Here is a 26,010-nt window from a genome sequence, read left to right as displayed (position 1 = left end):
GTGCAGGGTCAGAGGGTGATGGACTCTATGGGGAGGCTGGAGTCGGCCGGCAGGTCCAGGGCCGAGGGCGCTCTGCCGGTGGCGACCAGTTCGGACCCCAGGGCGGCCACCATCGCGCCGTTGTCGGTGCACAGTTTGGGGCGGGGGACGCGGAGGCGGACGCCGGCCGCTTCGCAGCGTTCGGCCGCCAGGGCGCGCAGGCGGGAATTGGCGGCCACGCCGCCGCCGATCAGGAGGTCGTGGACGCCGTTGTCCTTGCAGACCTTCAGTGCCTTCTGCGTGAGGACGTCCACGACCGCCTCCTGGAAGGACGCGGCGACGTCGGCGACCGGAACGGGCTCGCCGGCGCGCTCCTTGGCCTCGACCCAGCGGGCCACGGCCGTTTTCAGGCCGGAGAACGAGAAGTCGTAGGTGCCGTCCTTGTACTTGCCGCGCGGGAACGCGATCGCGGCCGGGTCGCCCTCGCGGGCCATGCGGTCGATGACCGGGCCGCCCGGGAAGCCGAGGTCGAGGACGCGGGCGACCTTGTCGAACGCCTCACCCGCCGCGTCGTCCACCGTGCTGCCGAGCGAGCGGACATCGGCCGCCACGTCCGGGACGAGGAGGATCGAGGAGTGGCCGCCCGACACCAGGAGCGCGACGCACGGCTTGGGCAGCGGGCCGTGTTCGAGCTGGTCGACGCACACGTGCGCGGCCAGGTGGTTGACGCCGTACAGCGGCTTGCCCAGCGACAGCGCGTACGCCTTGGCGGCGGCGACGCCGACCATGAGGGCGCCCGGCAGGCCGGGGCCGGCGGTGACCGCGAACGCGTCCACGTCGGCGAACCTCACGCCGGCGTCCGCCAGCGCGCGTTCCACGGTCGGCGCCATCGCCTCCAGGTGCGCGCGGGACGCGACCTCCGGCACGACGCCGCCGAACCGGGCGTGCTGGTCGACGCTGGAGGCGATGGCGTCCGCGAGCAGGGTGTGCCCCCGCACGATCCCGACCCCGGTCTCGTCGCACGAGGTCTCAATCCCGAGCACCAGCGGCTCGTCCCGAATCACGTGTTCTCCCTGTTGAAACCCATGGGCGGACGCGGCGTGAACCGGCGGCTCATGACGATCGCGTCCACGTTCGAGGGCTGGTAGTAGCGCTTGCGGAGACCCACCCTGGCGAAGCCGAACCGCTCGTAGAGGCGGCGGGCCGCGTCGTTGTCGGCGCGGACCTCCAGGAACACCGCCTCGCTGCCCCGGCGTACGGCCTCGTCCAGCAGTTCGGTGAGCAGCGCGGCGCCGATGCCGTTCTTGCGGTGGTCGGCGCGCACCCCGATGGTCTGCACGTCGGCCTGCCCTCCGGCCGCGGCGAGGCCCGCGTAGCCGACGATCTCGCCGCCGGGGCCCTCCGCGACGACGTAGTGGCGGGTGCGGGGCTGGTCGGCGAGCTCGCCGCGGAGCATCTCCTCGCTCCAGGCGTCCTCGGGGAACAGCAGCCGCTCCAGGCGGTGGACGGCGGGCAGGTCCGCGCCGGTCATGGGCCGCAGGACGACGCCGGTCATGCGGGAGTCACCTTCTTGCGGGGGCCGGGCTCCCTCGCGTCCGGTCTGCGCAGGTAGAGCGGTTCCGGGGGGAGGAGGCCGGGTCCCTTGAGGCCCGCGAGGCGGGCGACGGTCAGTTCCGCGAGGGCACTGGCGGTGGGGAGCAGGGGGTCGTGGCAGGAATCGCCGAGGATCTCCGGGTACAGGGCCGCCCCCTCGCCGACGACGGGGAGCCCTTCCGGGACGTCCGACGGCGGGCCCACGGCCGGGCCGGTGACGCGCGTGCGAAACGAGTCGTACCGCGCCCAGTAGACCTCCTTGCGGCGGGCGTCGGTGGCGACGACGAACGGCTCCGCACGCCCGGTGGCCCAGGCGATGACGTCCAGCGTGCAGACACCGTGCACGGGGATGGTCAGGGCCTCGCCCATGGCGCGGGCGCTGACCAGGCCGACACGCAGACCCGTGTACGGTCCAGGCCCGACACCGACGGCGATGGCGCTCAGGTCGTCCGGCGCCGCCCCGGCCTCCGCCATCACCGCCGCGATGGAGGGGGTGAGCAGTTCGGTGTGCCTGCGCCGGTCGACGGCCTCGGCCACACCGCGCGGCACGGCACCCTCGCCCGGAGTCCACTCGTACAGCGCCACGGTGATCGCGGCGGTTGCGGTGTCGAAAGCCAAGACCAGCACGGATTGTAAGCCTACCGGTCGGCGGGAATGGCTCAGCCCTGGTTGAGGGCCTCCACCACGGCCTTGGCGACCTCGGTGGCGCCACCGGTGGCGGCCTTCGACGACAGCGGGTCGCCGGAGTTGGAGCCCGAGTAGTGAATCGTGATGAGGACGTTCACCAGCCGGACGTTGCCGACGGCCTCGCCCGCTCCCTGCTTGTCGTCGACGCTGTAGACGATGTAGCCGTCGTCGCCGACGCCCGTCAGGCGGATCTTCTCGGTGAGCTTCTGGCCGCTCAGCAGTGCCTTGCCGGACTCGTCCGCGGCGCGCTCGGCCATGAACGTCTTGACGGCGGTGCCCGTGGGCGTCTGGCCGCCGCTCCCGGCGATCGTGCGCAACTCGATGGTGAGCTGGCGCTTGTTGTCGCCCGTGTAGGCGCCCCACACACACTGGTTCTGCTGGTCGTTGCCCTGGTAGTTGTCGGCCTGGGTGCGCTCTGAGCCGGGGGCGAGCCTGTCGATGAGGCCCTGCCCGACGATCGTGCAGGAGTCGGGAACGAGGGTGCGCTCGCCCTTGGCCGCCGGGGAGTTCTCGGTGGCGCCGCTGCCGACGATCTGGCCGCCGTCCTTCTCCTTGTCCGCGCCGGCGCCGCTCAGCACGAGGAACACGGCGAGGACGCAGACGCCGACGCCCGCGCCGGCCCCCGCGAGGATCGCGGCCCAGTGCCGTCCGCCGCGGCGCCTGCGCGCGACCCGGTGGCTGCCGGTGCGGGATCCGCCGCTGCCGCGCGGGTAGCCGCCGTCCGCGCGGTAGCCGCCGGTGCCGGTCCGATGGCCGCCGGTGTCGGTGCGATATCCGCCGGAGCCGGACCGGTAATCGCCGCTACCGGTCTGGTACGGGCCGGTCTCCCGCTGATACGGACCGCTGTCCCGCTGGTACGGGTCGGCCTCGCGCCGGTAGGGGCCACTCTCCTCCTGATAGGGCGTGCCGTATCCACCGCCGTCCGGCCGGTAACCGCCGCCTTGCCCCTGGCCACCGCCCAAGCCGCGGTAGCTGTCGCGGTCACTGCCGCTGCGATCGCTACCACTCACCGGTTCCACTCCTGCTGAGGAAAACGATATGTCGCGTAGTGGGGTTCGTTCCGGCAAAGAGTACGACACGCAACCGTAAAGTGGCTCAACCCGCCCGGCGAAAAACGCAGAAGTTGCCGGACACCTGTCATCCGGCGTCGAGTTCCAGGTCAGACCAGCGATGACCGACCCCGACGATCCTTACTTCGCGCTCCTCGCCGGACCCGGCTCCGCGTGAAATGATCACTTCCAGACGATCTTCGGCAAGGCCCTCGGCGAGCCCTTCTCCCCATTCCACGACCGTCACCGATTCCGCGACCGACGCGTCGAGATCGAGATCGTCCAGTTCCGCGAAACCCCCCAGCCGGTAAGCGTCGACGTGCACCAGCGGCGGCCCGCCCGCGAGCGACGGATGCACCCGCGCGATGACGAACGTCGGCGAGGTGATCGGGCCCCGCACCTTCAGGCCCTCGCCGATGCCCTGGGTGAGCGTCGTCTTGCCCGCACCCAGGTCACCCGTCATCACCAGCAGGTCGCCCGCGCGGACCAGCCCGGCAAGGCGCACGCCCAGCTCGTGCATGTCCGCCGCGGTCGGGACGGTGACGGTGATCGCGTTCACGCGGTGCGCTCCTCCTCGTCGTACTCGGACCCGCCGTACTCGGACCGGACGCGCTCGACCAGCCGGCGCAGCCCGCCGGTCACCACCCCCGGACACTCCAGCGGCAGCACATGCCCGGCCACTTCCACCTCTACCAGCTCCGCGTCCGCCAGCACCTCCGCGATGCGGCGCGAGTGCCCGGCCGGGGTGAGCCGGTCCCGCCCCCCGGCCAGCACCAGGACCGGCACCCTGCCGAGGACGCCGAGGGAGCCGCTCTTGTCGTGGCCCATCAGCTCCGGGTAGAACTCCGCGATCACGTCGATCGGCGTCGCCCTGATCATCTGCTCCAGGAAGTCGACGACGGACGGGCTGACGTACTTGTCGGCGAACGCCATCTTCCGGGTGATGACGAACGCGAGGTCGGCGCCGAGGCCGCGCGCCTTGTCCACGAGGCCAGGGCGGCGGCCGAGGCCGCGCAGCGTCCCGGGCGCCAGCGGCCGGACGGCCTTCGCCAGCACCAGCGGCAGCCCCAGCGTCATCTCCGCCAGATCACCGCAGGAGGTGTTGACCAGCGCGACCCCGGCGACCTGCCGGTCGAACAGCTCGGGATGCCGCTCGGCCAGCGCCATGATCGTCATCCCGCCCATGGAGTGCCCGACGAGGATGACGGGCTCGTCCGGGCGCACGGTCGCCCCCAGCACGGCGTACAGGTCGTCGCCGGTCTGGTCGATCGTCGCGTGCGCCGGCCGGCTGCGCCCCGACCGGCCGTGGCTGCGCTGGTCCCAGAACACCATCCGCAGCCCCCGCAGGTCGCGGCGCTGATAGTGCCACGAGTCCTGGTTGAGGGTGTAGCCGTGGCAGAACACCAGGGTGAGTCCGGCGTCGTCGGGACCGTCCACCTCCACGTGCAGCGGGACGCCATCGTCGGCCTCGACGGTCAGCTCCCGCCCGCGCAGTTCGCCGAACGGCTCGCCGGCGTCCGGGTCGGGCTGCAGCCGCACCCGGCCGACGGCGAAGTGCCGCAGCCCGACGGCCGCGCCCACGCCCGCGGCGCCGATGCCCGCGACGGCGCCGAGGACGCCGATCCTGCGCTTGCTCTTGCTGTCCATGCACGCGCCCCCTACAGCGCCCGTCCCGGATACGCCCTCGGCACCCGGGACCCGATGCGGGTGACGATCTCGTAGGAGATCGTTCCCAGCGCGTCCGCCCACTCCTGCGCGGTCGGCTCGCCCTGGTCGCCCGGCCCGAACAGGATGATCTCCTCACCCGCCGACAGCCGGTCGTCGCCGAGGTCGATGACGAACTGGTCCATGCAGACCCGTCCGGCGATCGTCCTGCGGCGGCCACCCGCGAGGACCTCCAGGAGGTTGGACCCGTGCCTGGGGATTCCGTCGCCGTACCCCACGGGCACCACAGCCAGATTGGTCTCCCGCGGAGTGGTGTACGTGTGACCGTACGACACTCCACGACCTGCTGGGACCCGCTTGACCAGCGCGGTGTCCGCCACCAGCGTCATCGCGGGCCGCAGCCCGAACGTCCCGAGCGCCGGGACCGGTGTCAGCCCGTACGTCGCGATCCCCGGGCGGACGAGGTCGAACCGGGCCTCCGGAAGCGTCAGCGCGGCGGCCGAGTTCGCGATGTGCCGGACCTCGAACCGCGCTCCCGCGCGCTCCGCGTACGCCACCATCGCGGTGAACGCTTCGAGCTGCGCGGCGATCGACGGGTGGCCCGGCTCGTCCGCGCAGGCGAAGTGCGACATGACCCCGACGACCCGCACGTGGCCGGCGGCCTCCGCCTTCAGCGCCGCGTCGACCAGCGCCTCCCAGTCCCCGCCGCTCACGCCGCCCCGGGACATGCCCGTGTCCGCCTTGAGGTGGACGCGCGCCCGGCGTCCCGCCCGCTCCGCCGCCCGGACGATCTCGTCCAGCAGCCACACCGCCCCCACGGTCAGGTCGATGTCGCGGGCGACGGCCTCCTCGTACGGCTCGCCGGGCACACCGATGCACGTCAGCGTCCGGGCGGTGAGACCCGCCTCCCGCAGCCGCAGTGCCTCGGCCAGTTTCGCGACCCCGAGCCATGCCGCGCCCCCGGCGAGCGCGGCCCGCGCCGCCTCGACCAGCCCGTGCCCGTACGCCTCGGCCTTCACCATGGCCATGACCTCGGCGCCCCGGGCGCGCTCGCGCAGCAGTCCGATGTTGGCGCCGATGGCGCCGAGATCGACGCGCGCCTCCGCAGGAACCTTCATGGTCACCCAGTGTGCCGTCCCGGCGGCAATGCCCGGGCATTATCGCCAGGTCAGGCCCGGGAGGCCGCCGTCCAGTGAGCGCTCCGTCAGCCCTCCACACCCGGTAGGACGCGTGGGCCCGCCCCGGAGTTCGCCGCCGGTCAGGCGACGCCGCGGAAGGCGGCGGGGAGGGCGTCGATCACGTCGCAGGCGCTGATCGGGGCTTCGGGGCCCGGGGCCGGGGCGGCGGCCAGGCGGGCGGCCAGGCCGTGCAGGTAGGCGCCGGACGCGGCCGCCTCCAGGGCCGGCAGGCCGCCGGCCAGCAGGGCGCCGATCAGGCCGGACAGGACGTCGCCGGTGCCGGCCGTCGCCAGGCGGGGAGTGCCGGTCGGGTTCACGCGGACGGGGCGGTCCGCCTCCGCGACCAGGGTCGTCGAGCCCTTGAGCAGGACGGTGGCGGACAGTTCGGCGGCGGCGCGGCGCACATGGTCGAGGCGGGCGGCCTCGATGTCCTCGCGGTCCGCGGCGATGAGACGGGACAGTTCACCGGCGTGCGGGGTGAGGACGGTCGGGGCGGCGCGGCGCAGCAGGTCGCGGCGGTGGGACAGGACGGTGAGGCCGTCGGCGTCCACCAGCACGGGCAGGTCGGTGGTGAGGGCGGCCTCCAGCAGCGACTCGGCGGCGTCGCCGGTGCCGAGGCCGGGGCCGACGACCCAGGTCTGGACGCGTCCGATGCGCTCCAGGACCTTGCCGTTGTGGCGGCCCGGCTCGATCACCGTGGTCACGGCCTCGGGCCAGCGGTGCCGGACGAGCTCCACCGGGCGCGCGACCGAGGCGAAGCGGACCATCCCGGCACCACCGTGGACGGCGCCGCCGGTGCACAGCACGGCCGCGCCGGTGAACGCGTCGCCGCCCGCGAGGATGCCGACGACGCCCCGGCGGTACTTGTCGGACTCGGCGCCGGGCTCGGGCGGCTGGACGTCCGCCGGGAGGGCCGCGACGACGTCCGGGTCGGGCAGGTCGGCGCCCAGTCCGATGTCGACCAGTTCGACCACTCCGCAGTAGGACGCTCCGGGATCGATGAGAAGGCCCGGCTTGTGCGTCCCGAACGTGACGGTGACGTCGGCGTGGACGGCGGTGCCCTCGACGCGGCCGGTGCTCGCGTCCACGCCGCTCGGCACGTCGCAGGCGACGACGATTCCGCTGGACCGGGAGGCCAGCGCGGCGTACCGGGCGTGCGGTTCGCGGAGACCGCCCGTCCCGCCGATGCCGGTGAGGCCGTCGATGATGAGGTCGGCGGCGGCGATGGCGGGCTCCTCGCCGCCGTCCAGGAGCCGCCCGCCCGCGGCCCGCAGCGCCGCCAGCCCGGCCTCGTGGATCGTGGTGCCGGCCTGGACGGCCTGGACGCGGGCACCGCGCCGGGCGAGCCCGGCCCCGGCGTAGAGGGCGTCGCCGCCGTTGTCACCGCCGCCGATCAGGAGGACGACGCGGGACCCGTACACGGCGGGCAGGACGCGGGCGCAGACCGACGCGAGGCCGGCGGCGGCGCGCTGCATGAGGGTGCCCTCGGGGAGCCGGGCCATCAGGGCCCGCTCGGCCGTCCGCACCTTGCCGACCTCGTGCGCGTACCTCATCCGCGACTCCCCCAGTCGATCACACCCCTAGGGTGCCACGGGAACGCGTTCGGCAACCCTTCGTGCGGCGTCCGTGCAGGTTATTTGCAACTTACGCCGCAAATTTCAGTGTCACGTGCGCAAAAGAATCATGGGTCGTAGAATCTTCCTCATCCGCTCCGATGTATTCGCACTGCGGCACCGAGGTGCGGCAGAATGCGCCCAGATCAGTCCGCCGGGACTGGAGAGGCCCCAGCAATGAGCACTTCCCGAGGTCCCTCCGTCCGGCAGCGGCGGCTGGCCGCCGAGCTCCGGAGGCTGCGCGAACGCCGGGGTCTCACCGGGGACGAGGTCGCCGAGCGGCTCACCTGGTCCACCGCCAAGGTCAGCCGGATCGAGAACGCCCGGACCGGAGCGAAGATCAGCGACGTGCGGCGGCTGCTGGAGCTGTACGAGATCGACGGCGCCCGGCACGAGGACCTCATCGCCCTGGCGCACGACGCCGCGCAGCGCGGATGGTGGGAGGAGTACCGCGACCTGCCGAGCCCGCTCGCGAACTTCATCGCGCTCGAATCCGAGGCCAGCGCGATCAGGGAATGGGGCAGCACGGTCTTTCCCGGCCTGCTGCAGACGGAGGACTACGCGCGGCATGTGATCGGCGGCTGGAGCGACCTCGCCACCCTGCCGCCGCAGGAACTGGAGCGCCGGCTGGACGTGCGAATGCGCCGCCGCGAGCTGCTGGACGGGCCGCATCCGGTCGAACTGTCGGCGGTTCTGGACGAGGCGGTTCTGCAGCGCCGGATCGGTGACCGGAAGGTGATGCGCGAGCAACTCGAACATCTGTACCGGATGACCGAGCTGCCGCACGTGACCGTGCAGATCCTGCCCTTGGGGATCGCACACTCGGTGTTGGCCGAATCCTTTATACTTCTGGAATTCTCATCGGTGCACGACATCCTTTTCCCTGATATCGTGCACGTGGAATCCCTGACGATCAGCCACCTTGCGGACGAGTCCGTTACCTATATGTACAGGCTCGCCTATTCGAGCCTGGCCGGCCAGGCGCTGGACGCCGATGAATCCCGGCGCCGCATCGTCGCGGCCAAAAACGCCTGGTGACGGGTCCGCCAAGTGGCTTAATCCTTGTGAAAGGCACCGAGTGTCCCCTTTCGCCACTCCTGCTCCACACTGGAGGAGAAGCGCCCACTGCGGGGCGAGCAACACATGCGTCGAAATCGCCACACTGGCCGGTTCGCCCCATTCCGTTGGGGCGCGGGATGCCAAGCACGGAACGCAGAGCCCGGTCCTGTCGTTCTCTCCGGGAGAGTGGCGGGACTTCCTCGAACGCGCCAAGAACGGCGAATTCGATTTGGGCCGATGACACGGCGCTGACACGCCGTTGAGCCCCGCCGCCGCCTCACGAGGGCCAGGGCGGGCGCCACGCCGAACGGGCCGGGTCCACCGTCAGACCCGGCTCGTCGCCACCCCACCGGACACTCCGCACCTACCTCGACACGCCTGTCACACGGGTACCGCGTCACCCGTTCGTGATCAGGCGTTTTTTGCGATCTTGTTACCGTGTGCTTGATGCACCGCCAGCGCGGCCGCGGGCAAGGCAACTTTCGATGCAGGGAGCCTGAATGAGTTTCCATGGGACACCGCCCGCCCAGTGGAGGAAGAGCACCCGATGCGGCGCCAGCAACGGCTGCGTCGAGGTGGCCAGACTCGACGAGAGCGTCATATCCGTGCGAGACACCGAGGACACCTCCGCACGCCTCGCGTTCGGCCTCGGCGAATGGCGAGCGTTCACCGAGGACGTCAAGGAGGGGCATTTCGACAGCCGCTGAAAGTGACGCTGAAAGTGACGCTGCAAATTACACCCGCCTGAGATTCTCACACGGCCCGAGAATTGCGTTTTGGTCGCGGGTTATCTGACCGTTACCCGCATTAGGGAAATTCCCCTCAGGCGATGCGGGCGCCTCTTGGCACACGGTGAAGAGGCGTCCGCAGACGGGCGCGGCACACCGCGGGCCTCGACCCCGAGGTCGCCATGTCCTGCCCCCGTCACCCCACCCGGGCCGGTCCCGGTCTTTCGCCGGACGCGGCCCGGTGGGGCGGACGGTTCCGGACTATTCGACCGTGACGGACTTGGCGAGGTTGCGCGGCTGGTCGACGTCGTGGCCCTTCGCGGTGGCCAGCTCGCATGCGAACACCTGCAGCGGGACGGTCGTGACGAGCGGCTGCAGCAGCGTCGGGACGGCCGGCACGCTGATCAGCGTGTCCGCGTACGGTTCGACCGACTCGTCGCCCTCCTCGGCGATGACGATCGTCCGGGCACCGCGGGCGCGGATCTCCTGGATGTTCGACACGATCTTGTCGTGCAGGACGGCCCGCGCCCGCGGCGGCACGACCACCACGACCGGCAGGTCGTCCTCGATGAGCGCGATCGGGCCGTGCTTGAGCTCACCGGCGGCGAAGCCCTCGGCGTGCATGTAGGCGAGCTCCTTGAGCTTGAGCGCGCCCTCCAGCGCGACCGGGAAGCCGACGTGGCGGCCGAGGAACAGCACGCAGTGCTCGTCCGCCAGCGACCGGGCCAGCTCGCGGACCGGCTCCATGGTCTCCAGGACCTTCTCCACCTTCTCCGGCATCCGCTCAAGGAGCTGCACCATGGCGAACACCTCGTCCCCCCACTTGGTGCCGCGCACCTGCGCGAGGTAGAGCGCGATGAGGTAGACGGCGACGAGCTGGGTGAGGAACGCCTTGGTGGAGGCGACCGCGATCTCCGGCCCGGCGTGGGTGTAGAGGACGCCGTCGCATTCGCGCGGCAGCGTGGACCCGTTGACGTTGCAGATGCCGAGCAGCTTGGCCTTCTGCTCGCGGGCGTGCCGGACGGCCATCAGCGCGTCCATCGTCTCGCCCGACTGGGAGATCGCGATGACCAGCGTCGCCGGGGACAGGATCGGGTCGCGGTAGCGGAACTCGCTGGCCAGCTCCACCTCGCAGGGCAGCCCGGCCCAGTGCTCGATCGCGTACTTGGCGATCAGGCCCGCGTGGTAGGACGTCCCGCACGCCACGATGATGATCTTGTCGACCTCGCGGAGCTCCTGGTCGGAGATGCGCATCTCGTCCAGGCGCAGCCGCCCGTCGGCGCCGATCCGGCCGAGCAGGGTGTCGGCGACCGCGCGCGGCTGCTCGGCGATCTCCTTGAGCATGAAGTAGTCGTAGCCGCCCTTCTCCGCGGCCGACACGTCCCAGTCGACGTGGTACTCCTTCACCTCGGCGGGGCGCCCGTCGAAGTCGGTGACCGTCACCCCGGCGGCGCGCAGCTCGACGACCTGGTCCTGGCCCAGCTCGATCGCGTCGCGGGTGTGCTCGATGAACGCGGCGACGTCGCTGGCGAGGAAGTTCTCGCCGTCCCCCACACCGACGACGAGCGGCGAGTTGCGGCGCGCCCCGACGACCAGGTCGGGGTCACCGGTGTGCACGGCGACCAGCGTGAACGCGCCCTCCAGCCGGCGGCAGACACGGCGCATCGCCTCGGCGAGGTCGCCGCCCGCCTTCAGCTCGTTCTCCAGCAGGTGCGCGACGGCCTCGGTGTCGGTGTCGGACGCCAGGCCGTGCCCGCCCTCCTCCAGTTCGGCGCGCAGCGCGGCGAAGTTCTCGATGATCCCGTTGTGGATCACCGCGACGGAGCCGGTGCAGTCGACGTGCGGGTGCGCGTTCCGGTCGTTCGGCGGGCCGTGCGTCGCCCACCTGGTGTGCCCCATGCCGAGCGTCCCCGCGGGCGGCGGCTCCTCCTCCAGGGCGCCCCGGAGGTTCACGAGCTTGCCCGCGCGCTTCGCCGTCGCCAGCTTCCCGTCGGCCAGCACGGCCACCCCGGCCGAGTCGTAGCCGCGGTACTCCAGCCGCGCCAGCCCGTCGACGACCACGTCAAGGGCCGGCCGGCCGCCCACGTACCCAACGATTCCGCACATGGCGGCAACTCTATTCGGTGTCCTGGCCTGGACCTACCCGCAGGCGGCGAAACAGGCGGCGCTAGCGTGTAACGGGCGGTGAAAACCCGGTGACGGGCCGACCCGCGCGAATAGTGTTCAGTCATGACGAGCGGATGGGACAGCATGCCGAGCCCCTATGTGGAACTCTCCCGCGAGTCCTGGCGCGGCCTGCGCGCGAACACCCCGCTGCCGCTCACCCCCGGCGAGCTGAACGCGCTGCGCGGGCTGCGCGACCCGATCGACATCACCGAGGTCGAGGAGGTCTACCTGCCGCTGTCCCGGCTGCTCAACCTGTTCTTCCTCGGGGACGGACGGCTCCGCGACACCGTCAGCGGGTTCCTCGGCGGCGAGGTGCGGCCGACCCCGTTCATCATCGGTGTGGCGGGCAGCGTCGCGGTCGGCAAGTCGACCACGTCCCGGGTGCTGCGGACACTGCTCGCGCGCTGGCCGGAGCATCCGAGCGTCGAACTCGTGACGACCGACAGCTTCCTGTACCCGAACGCCGTGCTGTCCGAGCGCGGGATCATGGACCGCAAGGGGTTTCCCGAGTCCTATGACCGCCGCGCCCTCGTCCGCTTCGTCTCGGCGATCAAGGCGGGCGCCGCGGAGGCGGCGATTCCGGTGTACTCCCACCTGGAGTACGACATCGTGCCGGACGCGCTGCAGACCGTCCGGCGTCCGGACATCCTCATCGTCGAGGGGCTGAACGTGCTGCAGGCCCCGCCTCCCGGCGCCCTTGGCGTGTCCGACTTCTTCGACTTCTCCATCTATGTGGATGCGCGGGTCGAGGACATCCGGCAGTGGTACATCGACCGGCTGTTCGCACTCCGCCGGACGGCGTTCACCGACCCGCGCTCCTACTTCCACAAGTACGCGCACGAACTGGACGAGGACGAGACGGCCGCGTTCGCGCAGCGCGTGTGGCGGGACGTCAACGAGATCAACCTCGTGTCCAACATCCTGCCGACACGCGCGCGCGCCACTCTCGTCTTGCACAAGGACCGCGACCACGCCGTCCAGCGCGTCCGGCTCCGCCGGATCTGACCGGGGCCAGACCTGACGCGGCCAGACCTGACGCGGCCGGATCTAACGCCAGGGACCGGTGACCGCGAACGTCGTGCCCGGGTTGTAGACGTTGACGAACATCGTCCGCTGGTCGGGGGAGAACGTCACGCCGGCGAACTCGCCCCAGGCCGGCGCCTGCTCCGTGCCGATGTTCTGCCTGTTGCGCGCCATGGGGTACACGGTGCGGTTCCGCGACACGCCGAACACGTGCTGCGCGCCGTTGCCGTCCTCGCACACCATCAGCCCGCCCTGCGGTGCCAGGCAGATGTTGTCGGGCGACTCACCGGCCTTCTGGACGTCGGTGGCCGGGCCGAACACGATGACGAGGGTCAGCCGGCGGTGAGCCGGCTCGTACGACCACACCTGCCCGAAGTGGTCGGCCTGGGAGCCGTCCTTCGTCTTGGCGAAGCTCGACACGAAGTAGACGCGGTCGCCGCCCCAGTAGCAGCCCTCCAGCTTCTGCGCGTGCGTGATGCCGCCGGAGCCGAAGTCCTGGAACCGGATCGGCGTCTCCTGCGCCAGCGGGTCGGGCACCTTCTTCCACTCGACGCCGTCGAACACCGTGCCCGCCTCCTGCACGACCGACAGGTCCGGGACGCCCGGGACGCACAGCGCCTCAAGCCGTCCACCGGCCCGCAGGCTGTCGAACCCGCCGCGCGGCTTCTTCGGCAGGAACCGGTAGAACAGCCCGAACGGCTTCTGGAACGCGTCCTCGGTCTCGTAGACGGTGCCGTCGCGCGGGTCGACGGCGATCGCCTCGTGCGCGAACCGCCCCATCGCGGTCAGCGGCTCGGGGACGGTCCGGTCCTGCCGGTACGGGTCGACCTCGAAGATGAACCCGTGGTCCTTGGTGTAGCCGTTGGTGCCGGCCCTGTCCTCGGTCTCCTCGCAGGTCAGCCAGGTGTGCCAGGGGGTCGGGCCGCCCGCGCAGTTGACCGCCGTCCCGGCGATGGCGACGCGTTCGGTGTGGACGCGGCCGGCCCGGTCGACCTCCAGCGCGGTGCAGCCGCCGAGGCCCTGGGGGTCGTAGGTGACGCCGTCGACGGCCGGTACCCGGCGCTCCGCCGTCGGCTTGTTCTCGTGGTTGCGGACGAGCCAGGTCCGCTCCCGCGGGCCGGGGAACGCCGACATGCCGTCGCAGTGACTCGGCACCGCGCCCTCTCCGGAGCGCAGCGGCTCCCCCTCGCGGGACAGGACGGTGTACCGGAACCCGCGGGGCAGGTCCAGCAGGCCCTCCGGGTCGGGCACGAGCGGCCCGTACCCGTCCTGACGGCCGGTCGGCGCGGCGGACGCGCTCCCGGCGAACAACTGCTCGATGGCGCCGGTGAAGGCGATACCCGCCCCCACCGCTCCCGCCCTTGTCATGAGTTGGCGGCGTGTCACTGACATCGGCATGCACACTCCCAGTGGTTCGGATCATCAAGAGATCCCAAACCGTTTGTAACACGAGTCACATGCCAGAAGTGGCCAGCCCGAAAATCCTCCACATTACGCGCATTTCGCATATTCTGCTCACGGAATCGGAATGTTCCGCGCTAGTCGGCGCTGGCGACCGGGAGGGAGCGCAGGCGGAACGCGGCGAGGAACGTCGCCACGGCCGTGACCGCGATGAGCAGGGTGACCGCCACCGGAAGGTCCACCGACGACCTCACCGGCGACGCGTCGGTCAGCGCGTCCGTGATGGACAGGCACCACTGCTGGATGGACGCCGACTTGGCGCCCGGCGCGAAGCTGCCCAGCAGCGACTCCCAGACCAGCGCGTACAGCAGGCCGATCGTGACGGCGTTGCGGCTGGCGACCGCGAGCGCGACGAACACCGCGCTGTAGGCGAAGCCGCCGACCAGGACGCCGACCGTGAAGGCCGGGGTCAGCCCCGCGGTCGTCCCGGCCAGGACGAGCCCCGCCAGCAGCGTCGGGACGACCGCGAACACCGTCACCAGGACGATCGCCACGACGAGCTTCGTCAGCACGATCACCTCGCGCCGGATCGGTTTCGTCAGCACGTACATGATCTGGCCGTCGTCGATCTCCGGGCCGATCACCCCGGTGCCGGCGATCAGCGCGAGCAGCGGCAGCAGCGTGGCGAGGCCGAACCGCTGCAGGGTCTGCGCCGAGACGTCCAGGTCGTCGTTGCCGGTCGCCCGCAGGCCGACCGCCAGGACGAGCAGGAGCAGCGGCAGCCCCAGCAGGAGCAGCGCGCGCTTGCGTCCGAGCATCGCCCGGAACGTGATCATCGCGATTGTGCCGTTCATCGGGCCACCAGGTAGGAGAAGACGCTTTCGAGGGACTCGTCCGCCGGGGAGACCTCCCACAGCCGCACGCCGGCGTCCCGGGACACCTGCGGGAGCAGCCAGGTGAAGCGCTGGAAGTCGACCGCCTCGATCCGCAGCCCCTTGTCGGTGAGCTGGACGCTGCGGGCCGAGCCGTCCGCGATGACGGCGGCGGCGAGCCGCCGGTCGTCGGACGAGCGGACCAGGAAGATGTGCGGCCGGTCGGTCATCAGCCGCCGGATCTTGCGGAAGTCGCCGGACGCGGCGTGCCGGCCCGCGACGATCACCTCGATGTGGCTGGCGAGCCGCTCGACCTCCTCCAGGATGTGCGAGGAGAACAGGATCGTGCGGCCCTCCCCGGCCATCCGGGTGATGAGGTCCATCAGCTGGAGCCGCTGCCGCGGGTCCATGCCGTTGAACGGCTCGTCCAGCAGCAGGACGGGCGGGTCGTGCACCAGCGCCGACGCCATCTTGATGCGCTGCTTCATGCCCTTGGAGTAGGTGCCGATCGGACGTCCGGCGGCGTACTCCATCTCGACCAGGCCGATGGCGCGGCGCGCGGCGGCGACCGGGTCGGGCAGCTTGTGCAGCTTCGCCATCGCGACGATGAACTGCTCGCCGGTCAGAAAGTCGTACGCCGTCTCCCGTTCGGGAACGAGCCCCAGCCTGCGGTAGACACCGGGGTTGCGCCAGATCGGCGTCCCGTCCAGCGTGACACTGCCGGACGACGGCGCGAGGAACCCGCCCATCATGTGGATGAGCGTCGACTTGCCGGCGCCGTTCGGGCCGAGGAGCCCGGTCACGCCGGGGCCGATCCTCATCGACACGCCGTTGACGGCGACGACGTTCCCGTACCAGCGGGACACGTTCTCCAGGATCAGCTCGCTCATGAAAGGCCCGCCTTCCGGAAACGGCGGTACAGGACCGCGATGGACCCGGCGACGACCGCGGCGATCAGCGCGAGCGCCACCAGCCCGGGGGTCACCCCGGACGGGACGCTGGGCACCGTCGGTTCCGCGCCGAGCAGCCGGACCTGGGCGATCTCCACCAGGTTGAACGGGGACAGCAGCCCGATCCAGCCGGACAGGGTGAAGTTCGTCCGCGCCTCGGCGATGCCCTGGACGACCGCGACGAAGCCGGTGCTGAGCATGTAGACGGCGATGACCGCCGCGACCCCGAATCCGCGGCGCGGCGTCCACGCCGCGACCACCAGCCCCACCGCCGACAGCAGCGCGGCGAACAGCACGCAGCCGGCCAGCCCGCCGAGGTAGTCCAGCAACTGCCGTCCAGGGTCGGGCGCCTTGGACACCAGGCCGCCCGCGTACAGCACCGTGACCGGCACCGCCATCAGGGCGAACATCGCGGTAGCCAGGGCGCCGAGCTTGGCCAGGACGAAGTCGAGATGCCCGACCGGACGCGAGAAGTACAGCGGGACGACGTGGAACCGCAGTTCCCTGGAGGCCAGCACCGGTGCCTGCGTGGCCAGGAAGATCGCCACGATGACCTGCATGAGGTTCGCGTAGGCCGAGTAGTCGATCAGCGCGTCCGGCTCCTTGGTGAACGCGAACGCCGCGACCGAGCCGGCCGCGGGCAGCAGCATGATCGCCCCCAGCAGGAACGGCATGATCTTCGCGCGGGCGGGACGTCCGAGCCCGTAGGCGGCGCGCAGGTTGTGCGTGTACAGCGACCGCAGCACGTACGCGCGGCCATTGCGGCGCCCGCCGTAGTGGCGGTAGCCGATGTCGTGGATCGTGCTCGTGCTCATCGGGGCGCTCCCTGCTGGACGGTTCCGGCGGGGGCCTGCGGCGCGGGCGGCGCGGTCTGGAAGACCTCCTCGATGTGGTGGCGGCGCTGCTCCATCCGGATCAGCCGCAGCCCGAGGTCGGCGACGCCGTCGCGGATCAGGTCGTAGGTCGTCTCACCGGCGATGTCGACGATGAGGAACCGGCCCTCCGGGCGGACGGAGACGCCCTGGTCGAAGAGGTGCTGCCCGAGCACGTCCCGTCCCTCGTCGACCTCGACGGTCAGCACGCCGCTCGCGGCGGTGTACGCCTCGACGGCCTGGGAGCGCAGCAGCCTGCCGCCGTCGATGATGACGACGTGGTCGCAGACCCGTTCCAGCTCGCCCAGCAGGTGGGACGTGACGAGGACACTGATCCCGAACTCGGCGCCGATGCGGCGGATCAGGTCGAGCATCTCGTCGCGTCCGGCCGGGTCGAGGCCGTTGGTCGGCTCGTCCAGGAACACGAGCTTCGGGTCGTGGACGAGGGCCTGCGCGAGCTTCACCCGCTGGCGCATGCCCGTGGAGTAGCCGCCGATCGGGCGGTAGCGCTCCTCGTACAGCCCGACGTGGCGGAGGGTGTCGGCGGCGCGTTCGCGGGCCGCGGCCGGGGGAAGCCCGCACATCCGGGCCATGTGCACCACGAACTCGGTCGCGGACACGTCCGGCGGCAGGCATTCGTACTCGGGCATGAACCCGACGCTCTCCCGGATCCGCAGGCCCTCGCGTGCGATGTCGAGTCCCAGCACGGTCGCGGTGCCGGACGTCGGCGGCAGCAGCCCGAGCAGGATCTTGATGAGCGTCGACTTGCCGGCGCCGTTGGCTCCGACCAGCCCGACGACGCCCGGTTCGACGGCCACGGAGAGGTCGTCCAAAGCGGTCACCCGGGGGAACCTCATCGTCAGGCCCTGGGTGGCGATGATCGGCATGCTCCGAACCTAGCGGCTGGTTTCGCGCGGCACGTCCCCCTGAAGGGCGATGAGTAGGCAGCCTTTCGTCTGATCCGGCATCGACCTAAGTTCCCCCCGGACGGCTCTTTTCGCCCCGGCCGGCCGGCCTCGCCGGCCACCCCGGCCGTACACCCCGGCGGAGGACGATGCCCCACAGCACCTTCTGGACGAGCAGCGTCAGCGTCCCCGCGATGATCATCCCGGCGAAGTTGACGGCGAGCTGGAGCAGCGACCCGGTGATCTCGCTGCCGTGCTTGAGCGCCAGCGCGACCGCGAGGTTTCCGGCGGCGGGCACGGTGGTGACGGAGATGAACACCCCGACCAGCGCCGACGACTTGCCCGCGGTGAGCGAGAGCACCCCGGCGCCGCCGGCGAGCAGCGCGACGATGAACGACCAGCGGTCCGGGCTGTAGATGAACGCGGTGAGCGGACGCTCGTCGGGCAGCCGGTCCAGCTCGATCACGCCGGTCCACCGGCCGGCCAGCGCGCCCACGTAGGTGAGCACGACCGCGGCGGTGAACCCGATCAGCAGCACCCGCACCGCCCGCACGATGCGGAACGGCTGCCACCGGACGATCCCATAGCAGATCGCCGCGACCGCGCCGAACTCCGGCCCGAGGACCATCGCGCCGACCACCAGCACCGGCGAGTCGATCAGCGCCGCGATCCCGGCCAGCTGGGTGGCGAGCACGAGGAACGCGACGAACGACCAGGTCAGCGCCGTCCCTTCGCTGACCTGCCGGTCGAATTCCTCCCAGACGACCGCGTCGTCACCGTGCCCCGGTGCCCGGTCCCTGGCCTCCTCGGCGGTCTCCGACAGCGTCAGATCGACCTTGTCGAGAGCGATGGAGCCGTCCCGGTCGACGCCGAGGGCGCGCAGCGCGTCCAGCACCTCGTTGGCGGCCTCGCGGGCCACGTCGCTGGTCACGAGGTCCCCGCGCGGGGACAGGGCCGCGTCCTCGATGAGGACGACGTTGGTGGCCCCGGCACAGTCCGCCAGTGCCTTGCAGACCGCGTCCGTGCGGTCCGCCGGGACGATCGCTCTGAGATGCAGCACATACCAATCGTGCCGTAAACGACAGGTCTGTGTCGCCAAGACGTAAGGTCATACGATTTGATCGGCTATTTACTGCTCAATCGGCAAATATGCGCAGAAACTTTCTGGGACGGTGACGACGTGGCACGGACGGCGGTACGAGTGAAGGCTGGACGGGCGGCTGTGGCGGGCCTGGCGCTCGCCCTGCCCCTGGCGGCGGGCTGCGAGGCGGACGTCGGCCTGTCACAGACCGCGTCCCCGTCCCCGGCCGGCTCCAGGCCCGCGGCCGGCGAGCAGGCCCGCGCCCGCAAGGACCTGTCCGGTCTGCGCATCGCGTCCGAGGGCACCGGCGGCGGCTACGCGCGCGACAAGTTCGGGACGCGCTGGAAGGACACCGACCACAACGGCTGCGACCAGCGCAACGACGTCCTCGCCCGCGACCTGGGACAGGTCGAGAAGCAGGGCCGCTGCATCGTCGTGGCCGGGCGCCTCACCGACCCCTACAGCGGCAAGGCGATCACCTTCGAGAAGAAGGACGCCGCCGAAGTCCAGATCGACCACGTCTACCCGCTCGCGCTCGCCTGGCGGATGGGCGCCTCCCGCTGGAGCGAGGACAGGCGCGAGCAGTTCGCCAACGACCACGCCAACCTGCTCGCCGTCTGGGGCGTCCCCAACCGCCAGAAGAGCGACTCCGGCCCCGGCGAATGGAAGCCCCAGAAGAGCTTCCAGTGCGCCTACGCGATCAAGTACATCACCGTGGCCGAGAAGTACTCCCTCCCGGTGACCCGCCCCGACCACGACGCGCTGCAGAACTTCCTCACCCGCTGCTGAGCTCCGTAGGCTGCTCCCATGAGCGATGAAGCTGACGAGCAGGGTGCAGTGGACGAGCGGCCGCGGGTCCGCACGGAGCGGGGCGTCGGCGCGCGCGCCACCGGGGCCGAGGTGACCGGGGCGTCCGCCACCGGGCTCACGGTGCGGCTCGGGAACGGGCTCGGGTCCCTCGCGGTGGGGTCGATGGCGCTCGGCGCGCTGGCGGTCGGTGCCGTCGCGATCGGCAAGCTCGTCGTCAAGCGCGCCGTCATCGCCCACCTTGAGGCCGGGACCGTGGAGATCAGGCACCTGAAGGTGGGCCGGCTGGAGATCGACGAGCGGTAGCCGAGCGTCAGCCGAGGGCCGTCTTCACCACACCGGCGAGGTGTTCGGCGACCGACTGGGCCTGGTCCTGCGACGCCGCCTCGACCATCACGCGGACCATCGGCTCGGTGCCGCTGGGGCGGATCAGGACGCGGCCCGTGTCGCCGAGGCCGGCTTCGGCGGCGGCGACGGCCTCGGCCAGTTCGGGGGACGTCTTCGCGCGGTTCTTGTCGACGTCCCTGACGTTGATGAGCACCTGCGGAAGACGGGTCATCACCTTCGTCAGCTCGTCCAGCGGACGGCCCCGGCGGGCCATCGCGGCCAGCAGGTGCAGGCCCGTCAGGACGCCGTCACCGGTCGTCGCGTGGTCCAGCATGATGACGTGGCCGGACTGCTCGCCGCCGAAGCCGAAGCCGCCCGCCTTCATCGCCTCCAGGACGTACCGGTCACCGACGGCGGTCTCCACCACGGTGATCCCGGCCTCCCGCATGGCGAGCTTGAAACCGAGGTTCGACATCACGGTCGCGACGACGGTGTCGGCGGGCAGCGCGCCCGCCTCGCGCAGGTCCAGGGCCAGGATCGCCATGATCTGGTCGCCGTCCACGATCTCGCCGGCCGCGGTCACGGCCAGGCAGCGGTCGGCGTCGCCGTCGTTCGCGATGCCCACGTCCGCGCCGCGTTCCCGGACGGCCTTCCGCAGCGCCTCCAGGTGCGTGGAGCCGCAGCCCGCGTTGATGTTCAGGCCGTCCGGCGCCGTCCCGATCGTGTGGACCTCGGCGCCGGCACGGCGCAGCGCCTCCGGGGCCACGTCGCTGGACGCGCCGTTCGCGCAGTCGACCACGACGCGCAGGCCGTCCAGCGACACCGTGACGGTCGACAGCAGGTGCGCCACGTACTGCTCGACGGCGCCGTGCGCCTCCCGGACGCGGCCGACGCCCGCGCCGGTCGGCGGGTCCCACCGCGCGCCGAGACTCGCCTCGATCCGGTCTTCGAGCTCGTCCGGCAGCTTGTAGCCGCTGCGGTCGAAGAACTTGATGCCGTTGTCGGGGGCCGGGTTGTGCGACGCCGACAGCATCACGCCGAGATCGGCGTCCAGCGCGTGGGTCAGGTACGCGACCGCCGGGGTCGGCAGGACGCCGAGGCGCAGGACGTCCACCCCGGAGCTGGCGAGACCCGCCACGACCGCCGCCTCCAGGAACTCACCGGAGGCCCGCGGGTCGCGACCGACCACGGCGAGCGGCCGATGGCCCTTGAAGGCGCCCTGCTCGCCCAGCACCCGCGCCGCCGCGACGGACAGGTCCATGACGAGCGGGGCGGTCAGGTCGCGGTTGGCGAGCCCGCGTACACCGTCGGTCCCGAACAGACGAGCCACAGTTCAACTCCCGATGAGACAGGGTGACCCCGGAAAAGCGGACGAGCCGCCGCACCGGAGCGCCCGCCACGCGGACCGGCCGCGTGGAGGCCACGGGGTGCGACGGCTCGTACCGTCGATCAACGCTTGCTGTACTGCGGAGCCTTGCGGGCCTTCTTGAGACCGGCCTTCTTGCGCTCCGGCACCCGCGCGTCACGGGTGAGGAAGCCGGCCTTCTTCAGCGCCGGGCGGTGCTCGATGTTCGCGAACTGCAGCGCGCGGGAGATGCCGAGGCGCAGCGCACCGGCCTGGCCGGTGGTGCCGCCGCCGTTGACGCGCGCGAGCACGTCGAACTGCCCCTCCAGGCCCAGCAGCACGAACGGCTCGTTCACGATCTGCTGGTGCACCTTGTTCGGGAAGTACTGGTCCAGGGTGCGGCCGTTGATCTTCCACTGGCCGCTGCCGGGGACGATGCGGACCCGCGCGATGGCCTGCTTGCGGCGGCCGGTGCCGGCGGCCGGGCCGGTCGCGACCGGCTGGCCGAGGTAGCCCTCGCCGGCGGCCTCGGGGGTCTCGGTGCTGTACTCGGACGGCGCGTCCTCGTACGAGTCGAGCTCGGCGCTCTCAGCGCTCTCGGCGCCGGTGGTGTCGTCCACGGTTCTCCTTGGATGTTCTAGCCAGGGCGGCAGGCCCGTTCAGGGTGCCCCGGCGGCCTCGTGTTTCCTGGTGCGCCCGGAGGCGCGGGTGTCACTTCGCGGTCTGGCTGATCTGGGTGATCTCGAACGGGACCGGCTTCTGCGCCTGGTGCGGGTGGTCCGGACCGGCGTAGACCTTCACCTTGCCGAACATCTTCCGGCCGAGGGAGTTCTTGGGCAGCATGCCCTTGATCGCCTTCTCGACGGCCCGCTCGGGGTGCTTGGCCAGCAGCTCGGCGTAGGTCACCGAGCGGAGTCCGCCCGGGTACCCCGAGTGCCGGTACGCCTTCTTGCGCTCCGCCTTGTTCCCCGACAGCGACACCTTGTCGGCGTTCACGATGACGACGAAGTCACCGGTGTCGAGGTGCGGGGCGTAGATCGGCTTGTGCTTACCCCGAAGCAGCTGTGCGACCTGACTGGCGAGACGGCCCAGCACGACATCGGTCGCGTCGATGACGTACCACTGACGCTGGACGTCAGCGGGCTTAGGGGTGTACGTGCGCACGGTCGTAAGCCTTCGTTTCTCGTCGACTTCTCAGCGGTTCGATCCTCCGCCCGTCCTCGCGGACGGGCGCCACTTGGCAGCGGAATCCTGCTCGCGCCGATCAGAGGATCATCCGACCTGGCGCTCCGGGAGGCCGGTGCCCGCATGCGGCACGGGGCGCACATGGCGGGGACACATCGGCACGTCGTCGCGTAGCCTCCCGCCCGCACTGGGCAGGCGTCAACGCACACAACAGAAACGCAGGATACTCGGCCTCTTGGTCACGGGTCAAAACGAAGCCGCCATGGCCGGCCCCGACCGCGCCTGCCACATGACATATCCCCCAAAGTCTCCCAAAAAGCAGGGACGGACGGCGCCCCGCCCGTCACGAAGCGTAGCGATTTTCAGGTTTTTTGGGGGATCTTCGTAACTCGGGGTGCATACAAGGATATGGTGCCGGGCGACCGGATCAACGCCGGCGTGTGCCGGCCCGTACCCGGGAGCCCCCGCTGTCCACTCCCCGAAGACCCGGCGGTCCCGCCGGAGGCCACCAGCCCAGGCACGACGGGCGCGGTGGCTCAACGCCTCGTCCCAACGTCTCCCCTCCCCGTGACGAACTCGTCGCCGGCGGCCCGCGGCACGGCACGGCCCGCTCCGGTCCTCCGGCCGGTGGACGCCGGCCGGACGGCGGCGCATCCCGCGCCGGCCGGTCCCGGGCGAAGAGCGCGACCGGGCTCGTGCTGGCCGTCACCGCCTCCGGTCTCGCCATCGGCGCCGGCGTCGCGATCGACCGGCTCGTCCTGCCCGAACTGCGGTCGGAGAGGACCTCCGCGGCCGGGCCGCGGTCACAGCCGTCCAGCGCGGCCCCGCCGGGGCCGCGGGGCGACGTGCCGACCGCGCCGGACGACGGGTCCCCCACCGGCACCGGCACCGGTGAGCCGAGTTCGCCGCCGCGGCCCGCCGCGGAGGAGCAGACGCCGCCGCTGAAACCGATCCACCCGCCGAAGAGCGCGGCGGCGAAGCCGTCGAAGTCCGCGAAGGCGGCCGAGCCGGACGCGCCGCCGTCGCCGGACGCGGGCGGTGGTTCGCCGGGCGGGGGCGGTTCGTCCGGCGCCGAGGCGACCGTCGTGTCGCTCACCAACACCGAGCGCGCCAAGGAGGGCTGCAAGCCGCTGCGCACCGACCAGCGGCTCGCCGTCGCCGCCCGCCGGCACTCCGCGGACATGGCGGCACACGACTACTTCGACCACACGTCCCGCAACGGCGACAGCCCGTGGGAACGGATGGAGGACGCCGGTTACCCCAGCCCCGGCGCCGAGAACATCGCCAAGGGCTACCCGACCGCCGCCGCCGTGGTGAAGGGCTGGATGAACAGCCCGGGACACCGCGCGAACATCCTGAACTGCGACCTGCGCGCCATCGGCGTCGGGATGGCGACCGGGCCGGGCGGCACGCTGTGGACGCAGGACTTCGGCTGGAAGTGACCCGGTCCACACCGTCCGGAACATGACCTTCGGCAAACCGCTGACGTCCGGTTCGCCCCCCATGTCATGGTGGTTGTCCAAAAGTCCAGAGCCCTGAATAAGGAACGGTAAGGTCCAACCCATGGGTTATCCGGGCAATCAAGGCAAACCCGGCGACTGGCCCTCCCGGCAGTCGCCGCAAGCGCCGTACGGACCCGGAGCCGAAGCGCCGCCGTACGGACACGACAAGGACGAAGCCCCCTTCGCACCACGCGACGGGGGAGACGAGCCCACCCCGTGGGCCGACCAGCCCACCGCGTGGGACAACCAGCCCACCGCGTGGGACGACCAGCACGCCGCGCAAAACGACCAGCCCACCGCACAGACCGACCGGCCCGCCGCGTGGAGCGACCAGCCGGTCATGCAGAGCGGCCAGCCCACCGCATGGGCGGACGAGCCCGTCGCGGGCAGCGCGGTCGGTGATGGCTCCTTCGGGTCCTACGAAGGGGCGCCTCCGGGACCGTCCGGCGAATCGTCCCGGCCCGAGAAGCGCCGCAACCTGCCGCTGATCATCGGCGGCTCGGCGGTCGCCGGAATCCTCCTCATCGGCGGCGGCGTCGGCCTGTCGTCCATGCTGAAGGGCGACCCCAAGCCGAAGGCGACGCCGACGCAGACCCCGTCCACGCAGGCGCAGCCCACACCGAGCCCCACCCAGCCCGTCCTTGCGCCGGTGAAGCTGCAGAGCCGCACCACCGACCCCAAGCCGCTGACCCTCAAGGAGGTCTTCGGCAAGGCGTCGTTCAAAGCGGGCGGCTACAAGTACGTGCGGACGGCCGTGAACGCGCAGAAGAGCTGCACCGGCGTCGTCGGCGGCACCGCCCTGGAGAAGGCACTCAAGAAGGGCGGCTGCACCCAGGCGCTGCGGGCCACCTACGCACTCTCCAGCGGTTCGCTCATCGGCACGGTCGGCGTGTTCAACCTCAAGGACGAGACCGCCGCGAAGAAGGCCGTGAAGGCCGCCGCCGCCAAGGAGGCGTTCCTCCAGGCACTGCCCGGCAAGGGCGTCTCCAAGACCAACGGCAAGGGCGAGGCGTTCGGCACCTCGCAGGCACGCGGCCACTACGTCATCATGACGTGGGTACAGCGGCCGGACGGCAAGAAGATCGTGAGCAAGTACCATGCGGCCGTCCAGGTCTTCGGCACGCAGATGGTCAAGGGCAGCAACCTGGCCCTGGCTCTGCACTACAGAGAGACCGAAGGCAAGCCCCTCCAAAAGTGACCCCCTCCGGAAACCCTCACTGCTTATGTCTGGACCTAGAGACTCCCGGGAGACCGCCGGGTCGGCGGGAACGTCCGGCGTCCCCGCCGACCCGGCGCCGCCCAGCTTCGGCGGCACGGCTCCCCCGGCCGACGCACCGCCCCCCGCGGACGCGTCGCCGCCCGCGGCCGAGACCGCAGGCGAGCCGCCCGGCGAGACCGAGACGGCCGAGCCCGCCCCGCTTCGGCTGCCCGCATTCGGCCTGCAAACCCCCTGGTGGGCCGCCGAGTCCACGGACACGGCCCCGCCCGCCGGCGAACCGGCCGCGGAACCCGTCCCGGCCGGAGCGGAGCCCCCGGCAGAGGCGGCCGAGCCCCTGGCGTCCGGCACCGGGCAACTGCCCGGGACGCTCGTCGCCGGCGCGGGAATCCCGGCCGTCGACTCCCGCGGCGCCGTCCCCGCCGAACCGTTCGTCAAGCCCCCGATCTCGGGCGCCGACACCGACCCCGACGGCTTCCAGCCCGTTCCCCCAGCGGGCGACACCCCCGCCGTCACGACCGCAGAGGACGAGACCGCCGTGGACAACCCCCTCGTGAACGAGGCCGCGGAAGACCGTTCCGCGTCGCCCAACGCCTTCGAGAAGGCGAAGGAGGCCGAGAACGCGTCCGCGTCCCCGGCGGTCGTGCTGGTGCCCGACGCGATCCTGCCGCCCGGCTTCGTGCCGCCCACCGGCAGCGGACCGTTCCCGAACACCGGCCCGGCCGGCGGGGGCACGGCGACCGCCGAGCAGCCCGTGATCACACCGGTCCACCACGCCGAGGGCGGCACCCCGCCCGTCGGCTCGCC

At 71.5% G+C, this 26,010-nt stretch carries 26 protein-coding genes and 1 pseudogene; 9 read left to right on the top strand and 18 right to left on the bottom strand.

Going from position 1 to position 26,010, the window contains the following annotated elements:
• Positions 1-8 precede the first annotated feature (8 nt).
• From tsaD to AF1_RS16450, 8 genes are all read right to left on the bottom strand, one after another.
• The gene (gene tsaD, locus AF1_RS16485; protein ID WP_207394074.1) at positions 9-1,043 is read right to left on the bottom strand and encodes a tRNA (adenosine(37)-N6)-threonylcarbamoyltransferase complex transferase subunit TsaD; all 1,035 of its coding nucleotides are present in this window, start codon (positions 1,041-1,043) and stop codon (positions 9-11) included.
• Entirely contained in the window at positions 1,040-1,534 is a 495-nt protein-coding gene (gene rimI / locus AF1_RS16480) for a ribosomal protein S18-alanine N-acetyltransferase (protein ID WP_067799288.1), read from the bottom strand. Before rimI ends, tsaD begins: the two co-directional genes overlap by 4 nt.
• Positions 1,531-2,199: a tRNA (adenosine(37)-N6)-threonylcarbamoyltransferase complex dimerization subunit type 1 TsaB gene (gene tsaB / locus AF1_RS16475; protein WP_067799286.1), complete on the bottom strand. Its 669-nt coding sequence runs from the start codon at positions 2,197-2,199 to the stop codon at positions 1,531-1,533. Before tsaB ends, rimI begins: the two co-directional genes overlap by 4 nt.
• A gap of 32 nt (positions 2,200-2,231) precedes the next feature.
• Positions 2,232-3,269, bottom strand: a complete 1,038-nt coding sequence (locus AF1_RS16470; RefSeq protein ID WP_131732697.1) for a hypothetical protein — start codon at positions 3,267-3,269, stop codon at positions 2,232-2,234.
• A gap of 127 nt (positions 3,270-3,396) precedes the next feature.
• Entirely contained in the window at positions 3,397-3,828 is a 432-nt protein-coding gene (tsaE, locus tag AF1_RS16465; RefSeq protein ID WP_084263007.1) for a tRNA (adenosine(37)-N6)-threonylcarbamoyltransferase complex ATPase subunit type 1 TsaE, read from the bottom strand.
• 35 nt (positions 3,829-3,863) lie between these two features.
• Positions 3,864-4,955: an alpha/beta fold hydrolase gene (locus AF1_RS16460; RefSeq protein WP_067799276.1), complete on the bottom strand. Its 1,092-nt coding sequence runs from the start codon at positions 4,953-4,955 to the stop codon at positions 3,864-3,866.
• 11 nt (positions 4,956-4,966) lie between these two features.
• Positions 4,967-6,091 (bottom strand): alanine racemase, encoded by a 1,125-nt coding sequence (gene alr, locus AF1_RS16455; RefSeq protein ID WP_067799325.1) that lies wholly within the window; start codon positions 6,089-6,091, stop codon positions 4,967-4,969.
• Between the two features lie 140 nt (positions 6,092-6,231).
• On the bottom strand, positions 6,232-7,704 hold the full coding sequence (locus tag AF1_RS16450) for a bifunctional ADP-dependent NAD(P)H-hydrate dehydratase/NAD(P)H-hydrate epimerase (protein WP_067799275.1): 1,473 nt from the start codon (positions 7,702-7,704) through the stop codon (positions 6,232-6,234).
• A 237-nt stretch (positions 7,705-7,941) separates the two neighbouring features.
• On the opposite strand from AF1_RS16450, the gene AF1_RS16445 reads away from it, so the two are divergent.
• From AF1_RS16445 to AF1_RS16440, 3 genes are all read left to right on the top strand, one after another.
• On the top strand, positions 7,942-8,802 hold the full coding sequence (locus tag AF1_RS16445) for a helix-turn-helix domain-containing protein (RefSeq protein WP_067799274.1): 861 nt from the start codon (positions 7,942-7,944) through the stop codon (positions 8,800-8,802).
• The gene (locus tag AF1_RS33365) at positions 8,759-9,064 is read left to right on the top strand and encodes a DUF397 domain-containing protein (protein WP_084263006.1); all 306 of its coding nucleotides are present in this window, start codon (positions 8,759-8,761) and stop codon (positions 9,062-9,064) included. Before AF1_RS16445 ends, AF1_RS33365 begins: the two co-directional genes overlap by 44 nt.
• 259 nt (positions 9,065-9,323) lie before the next feature.
• Positions 9,324-9,530 carry a DUF397 domain-containing protein gene (locus AF1_RS16440; RefSeq protein WP_067799271.1) on the top strand — a complete coding sequence of 69 codons (207 nt, stop codon included), beginning with the start codon at positions 9,324-9,326 and terminating at the stop codon, positions 9,528-9,530.
• 282 nt (positions 9,531-9,812) lie between these two features.
• Here AF1_RS16440 and glmS read toward each other — a convergent pair whose 3' ends face one another.
• A complete protein-coding gene (glmS, locus tag AF1_RS16435; RefSeq protein ID WP_067799268.1) occupies positions 9,813-11,657 on the bottom strand; it encodes a glutamine--fructose-6-phosphate transaminase (isomerizing) in 1,845 nt (614 codons plus the stop codon).
• Positions 11,658-11,780: 123 nt separating this feature from the next.
• Here glmS and coaA point away from each other — a divergent pair, with 123 nt between their 5' ends.
• Positions 11,781-12,722, top strand: coding sequence for a type I pantothenate kinase (coaA, locus tag AF1_RS16430; RefSeq protein WP_084263005.1), 942 nt, complete (start codon positions 11,781-11,783; stop codon positions 12,720-12,722).
• Between the two features lie 42 nt (positions 12,723-12,764).
• Here coaA and AF1_RS16425 read toward each other — a convergent pair whose 3' ends face one another.
• The 6 genes from AF1_RS16425 to AF1_RS16400 all read right to left on the bottom strand — a co-directional run bounded on the left by AF1_RS16425 (position 12,765) and on the right by AF1_RS16400 (position 18,800).
• Positions 12,765-14,090 (bottom strand): alkaline phosphatase PhoX, encoded by a 1,326-nt coding sequence (locus AF1_RS16425; protein WP_217999826.1) that lies wholly within the window; start codon positions 14,088-14,090, stop codon positions 12,765-12,767.
• Between the two features lie 188 nt (positions 14,091-14,278).
• Positions 14,279-14,995, bottom strand: coding sequence for an ABC transporter permease (locus AF1_RS16420; protein WP_067799261.1), 717 nt, complete (start codon positions 14,993-14,995; stop codon positions 14,279-14,281).
• The gene (locus AF1_RS16415) at positions 14,992-15,903 is read right to left on the bottom strand and encodes an ABC transporter ATP-binding protein (RefSeq protein WP_067799258.1); all 912 of its coding nucleotides are present in this window, start codon (positions 15,901-15,903) and stop codon (positions 14,992-14,994) included. The genes AF1_RS16420 and AF1_RS16415 overlap by 4 nt, the downstream gene beginning before the upstream one ends.
• Positions 15,900-16,778, bottom strand: coding sequence for an ABC transporter permease (locus AF1_RS16410; RefSeq protein ID WP_067799255.1), 879 nt, complete (start codon positions 16,776-16,778; stop codon positions 15,900-15,902). Before AF1_RS16410 ends, AF1_RS16415 begins: the two co-directional genes overlap by 4 nt.
• The gene (locus tag AF1_RS16405) at positions 16,775-17,722 is read right to left on the bottom strand and encodes an ABC transporter ATP-binding protein (RefSeq protein WP_067799252.1); all 948 of its coding nucleotides are present in this window, start codon (positions 17,720-17,722) and stop codon (positions 16,775-16,777) included. Before AF1_RS16405 ends, AF1_RS16410 begins: the two co-directional genes overlap by 4 nt.
• A gap of 85 nt (positions 17,723-17,807) precedes the next feature.
• On the bottom strand, positions 17,808-18,800 hold the full coding sequence (locus tag AF1_RS16400; RefSeq protein ID WP_067799246.1) for a DUF389 domain-containing protein: 993 nt from the start codon (positions 18,798-18,800) through the stop codon (positions 17,808-17,810).
• Positions 18,801-18,941: 141 nt separating this feature from the next.
• Between AF1_RS16400 and AF1_RS16395 the strand changes: the two genes are divergently transcribed.
• Positions 18,942-19,610, top strand: coding sequence for an HNH endonuclease family protein (locus AF1_RS16395; protein WP_242608858.1), 669 nt, complete (start codon positions 18,942-18,944; stop codon positions 19,608-19,610).
• Between the two features lie 18 nt (positions 19,611-19,628).
• Positions 19,629-19,934, top strand: a complete 306-nt coding sequence (locus AF1_RS16390; protein WP_067799243.1) for a hypothetical protein — start codon at positions 19,629-19,631, stop codon at positions 19,932-19,934.
• A gap of 7 nt (positions 19,935-19,941) precedes the next feature.
• On the opposite strand, the gene glmM is transcribed toward AF1_RS16390, so the two are convergent.
• The 3 genes from glmM to rplM form a co-directional block, all read right to left on the bottom strand.
• On the bottom strand, positions 19,942-21,285 hold the full coding sequence (gene glmM, locus AF1_RS16385) for a phosphoglucosamine mutase (protein ID WP_067799241.1): 1,344 nt from the start codon (positions 21,283-21,285) through the stop codon (positions 19,942-19,944).
• A 119-nt stretch (positions 21,286-21,404) separates the two neighbouring features.
• Entirely contained in the window at positions 21,405-21,920 is a 516-nt protein-coding gene (gene rpsI / locus AF1_RS16380; protein WP_067799238.1) for a 30S ribosomal protein S9, read from the bottom strand.
• A gap of 91 nt (positions 21,921-22,011) precedes the next feature.
• The gene (gene rplM, locus AF1_RS16375) at positions 22,012-22,464 is read right to left on the bottom strand and encodes a 50S ribosomal protein L13 (RefSeq protein ID WP_067799235.1); all 453 of its coding nucleotides are present in this window, start codon (positions 22,462-22,464) and stop codon (positions 22,012-22,014) included.
• Positions 22,465-22,925: 461 nt separating this feature from the next.
• On the opposite strand from rplM, the gene AF1_RS16370 reads away from it, so the two are divergent.
• From AF1_RS16370 to AF1_RS16360, 3 genes and pseudogenes are all read left to right on the top strand, one after another.
• Positions 22,926-23,927 carry a CAP domain-containing protein gene (locus AF1_RS16370; RefSeq protein ID WP_131732696.1) on the top strand — a complete coding sequence of 334 codons (1,002 nt, stop codon included), beginning with the start codon at positions 22,926-22,928 and terminating at the stop codon, positions 23,925-23,927.
• 121 nt (positions 23,928-24,048) lie between these two features.
• Entirely contained in the window at positions 24,049-25,185 is a 1,137-nt protein-coding gene (locus tag AF1_RS16365) for a hypothetical protein (RefSeq protein WP_067799231.1), read from the top strand.
• Positions 25,186-25,210: 25 nt separating this feature from the next.
• Positions 25,211-26,010: pseudogene (locus tag AF1_RS16360) on the top strand (hypothetical protein); the annotation flags it as partial.

It is taken from the genome of Actinomadura formosensis NBRC 14204 (assembly GCF_001552155.1).
Taxonomy (GTDB): Bacteria; Actinomycetota; Actinomycetes; order Streptosporangiales; family Streptosporangiaceae; genus Spirillospora; species Spirillospora formosensis.
This window is presented reverse-complemented; position numbering and strand designations above follow the sequence as displayed.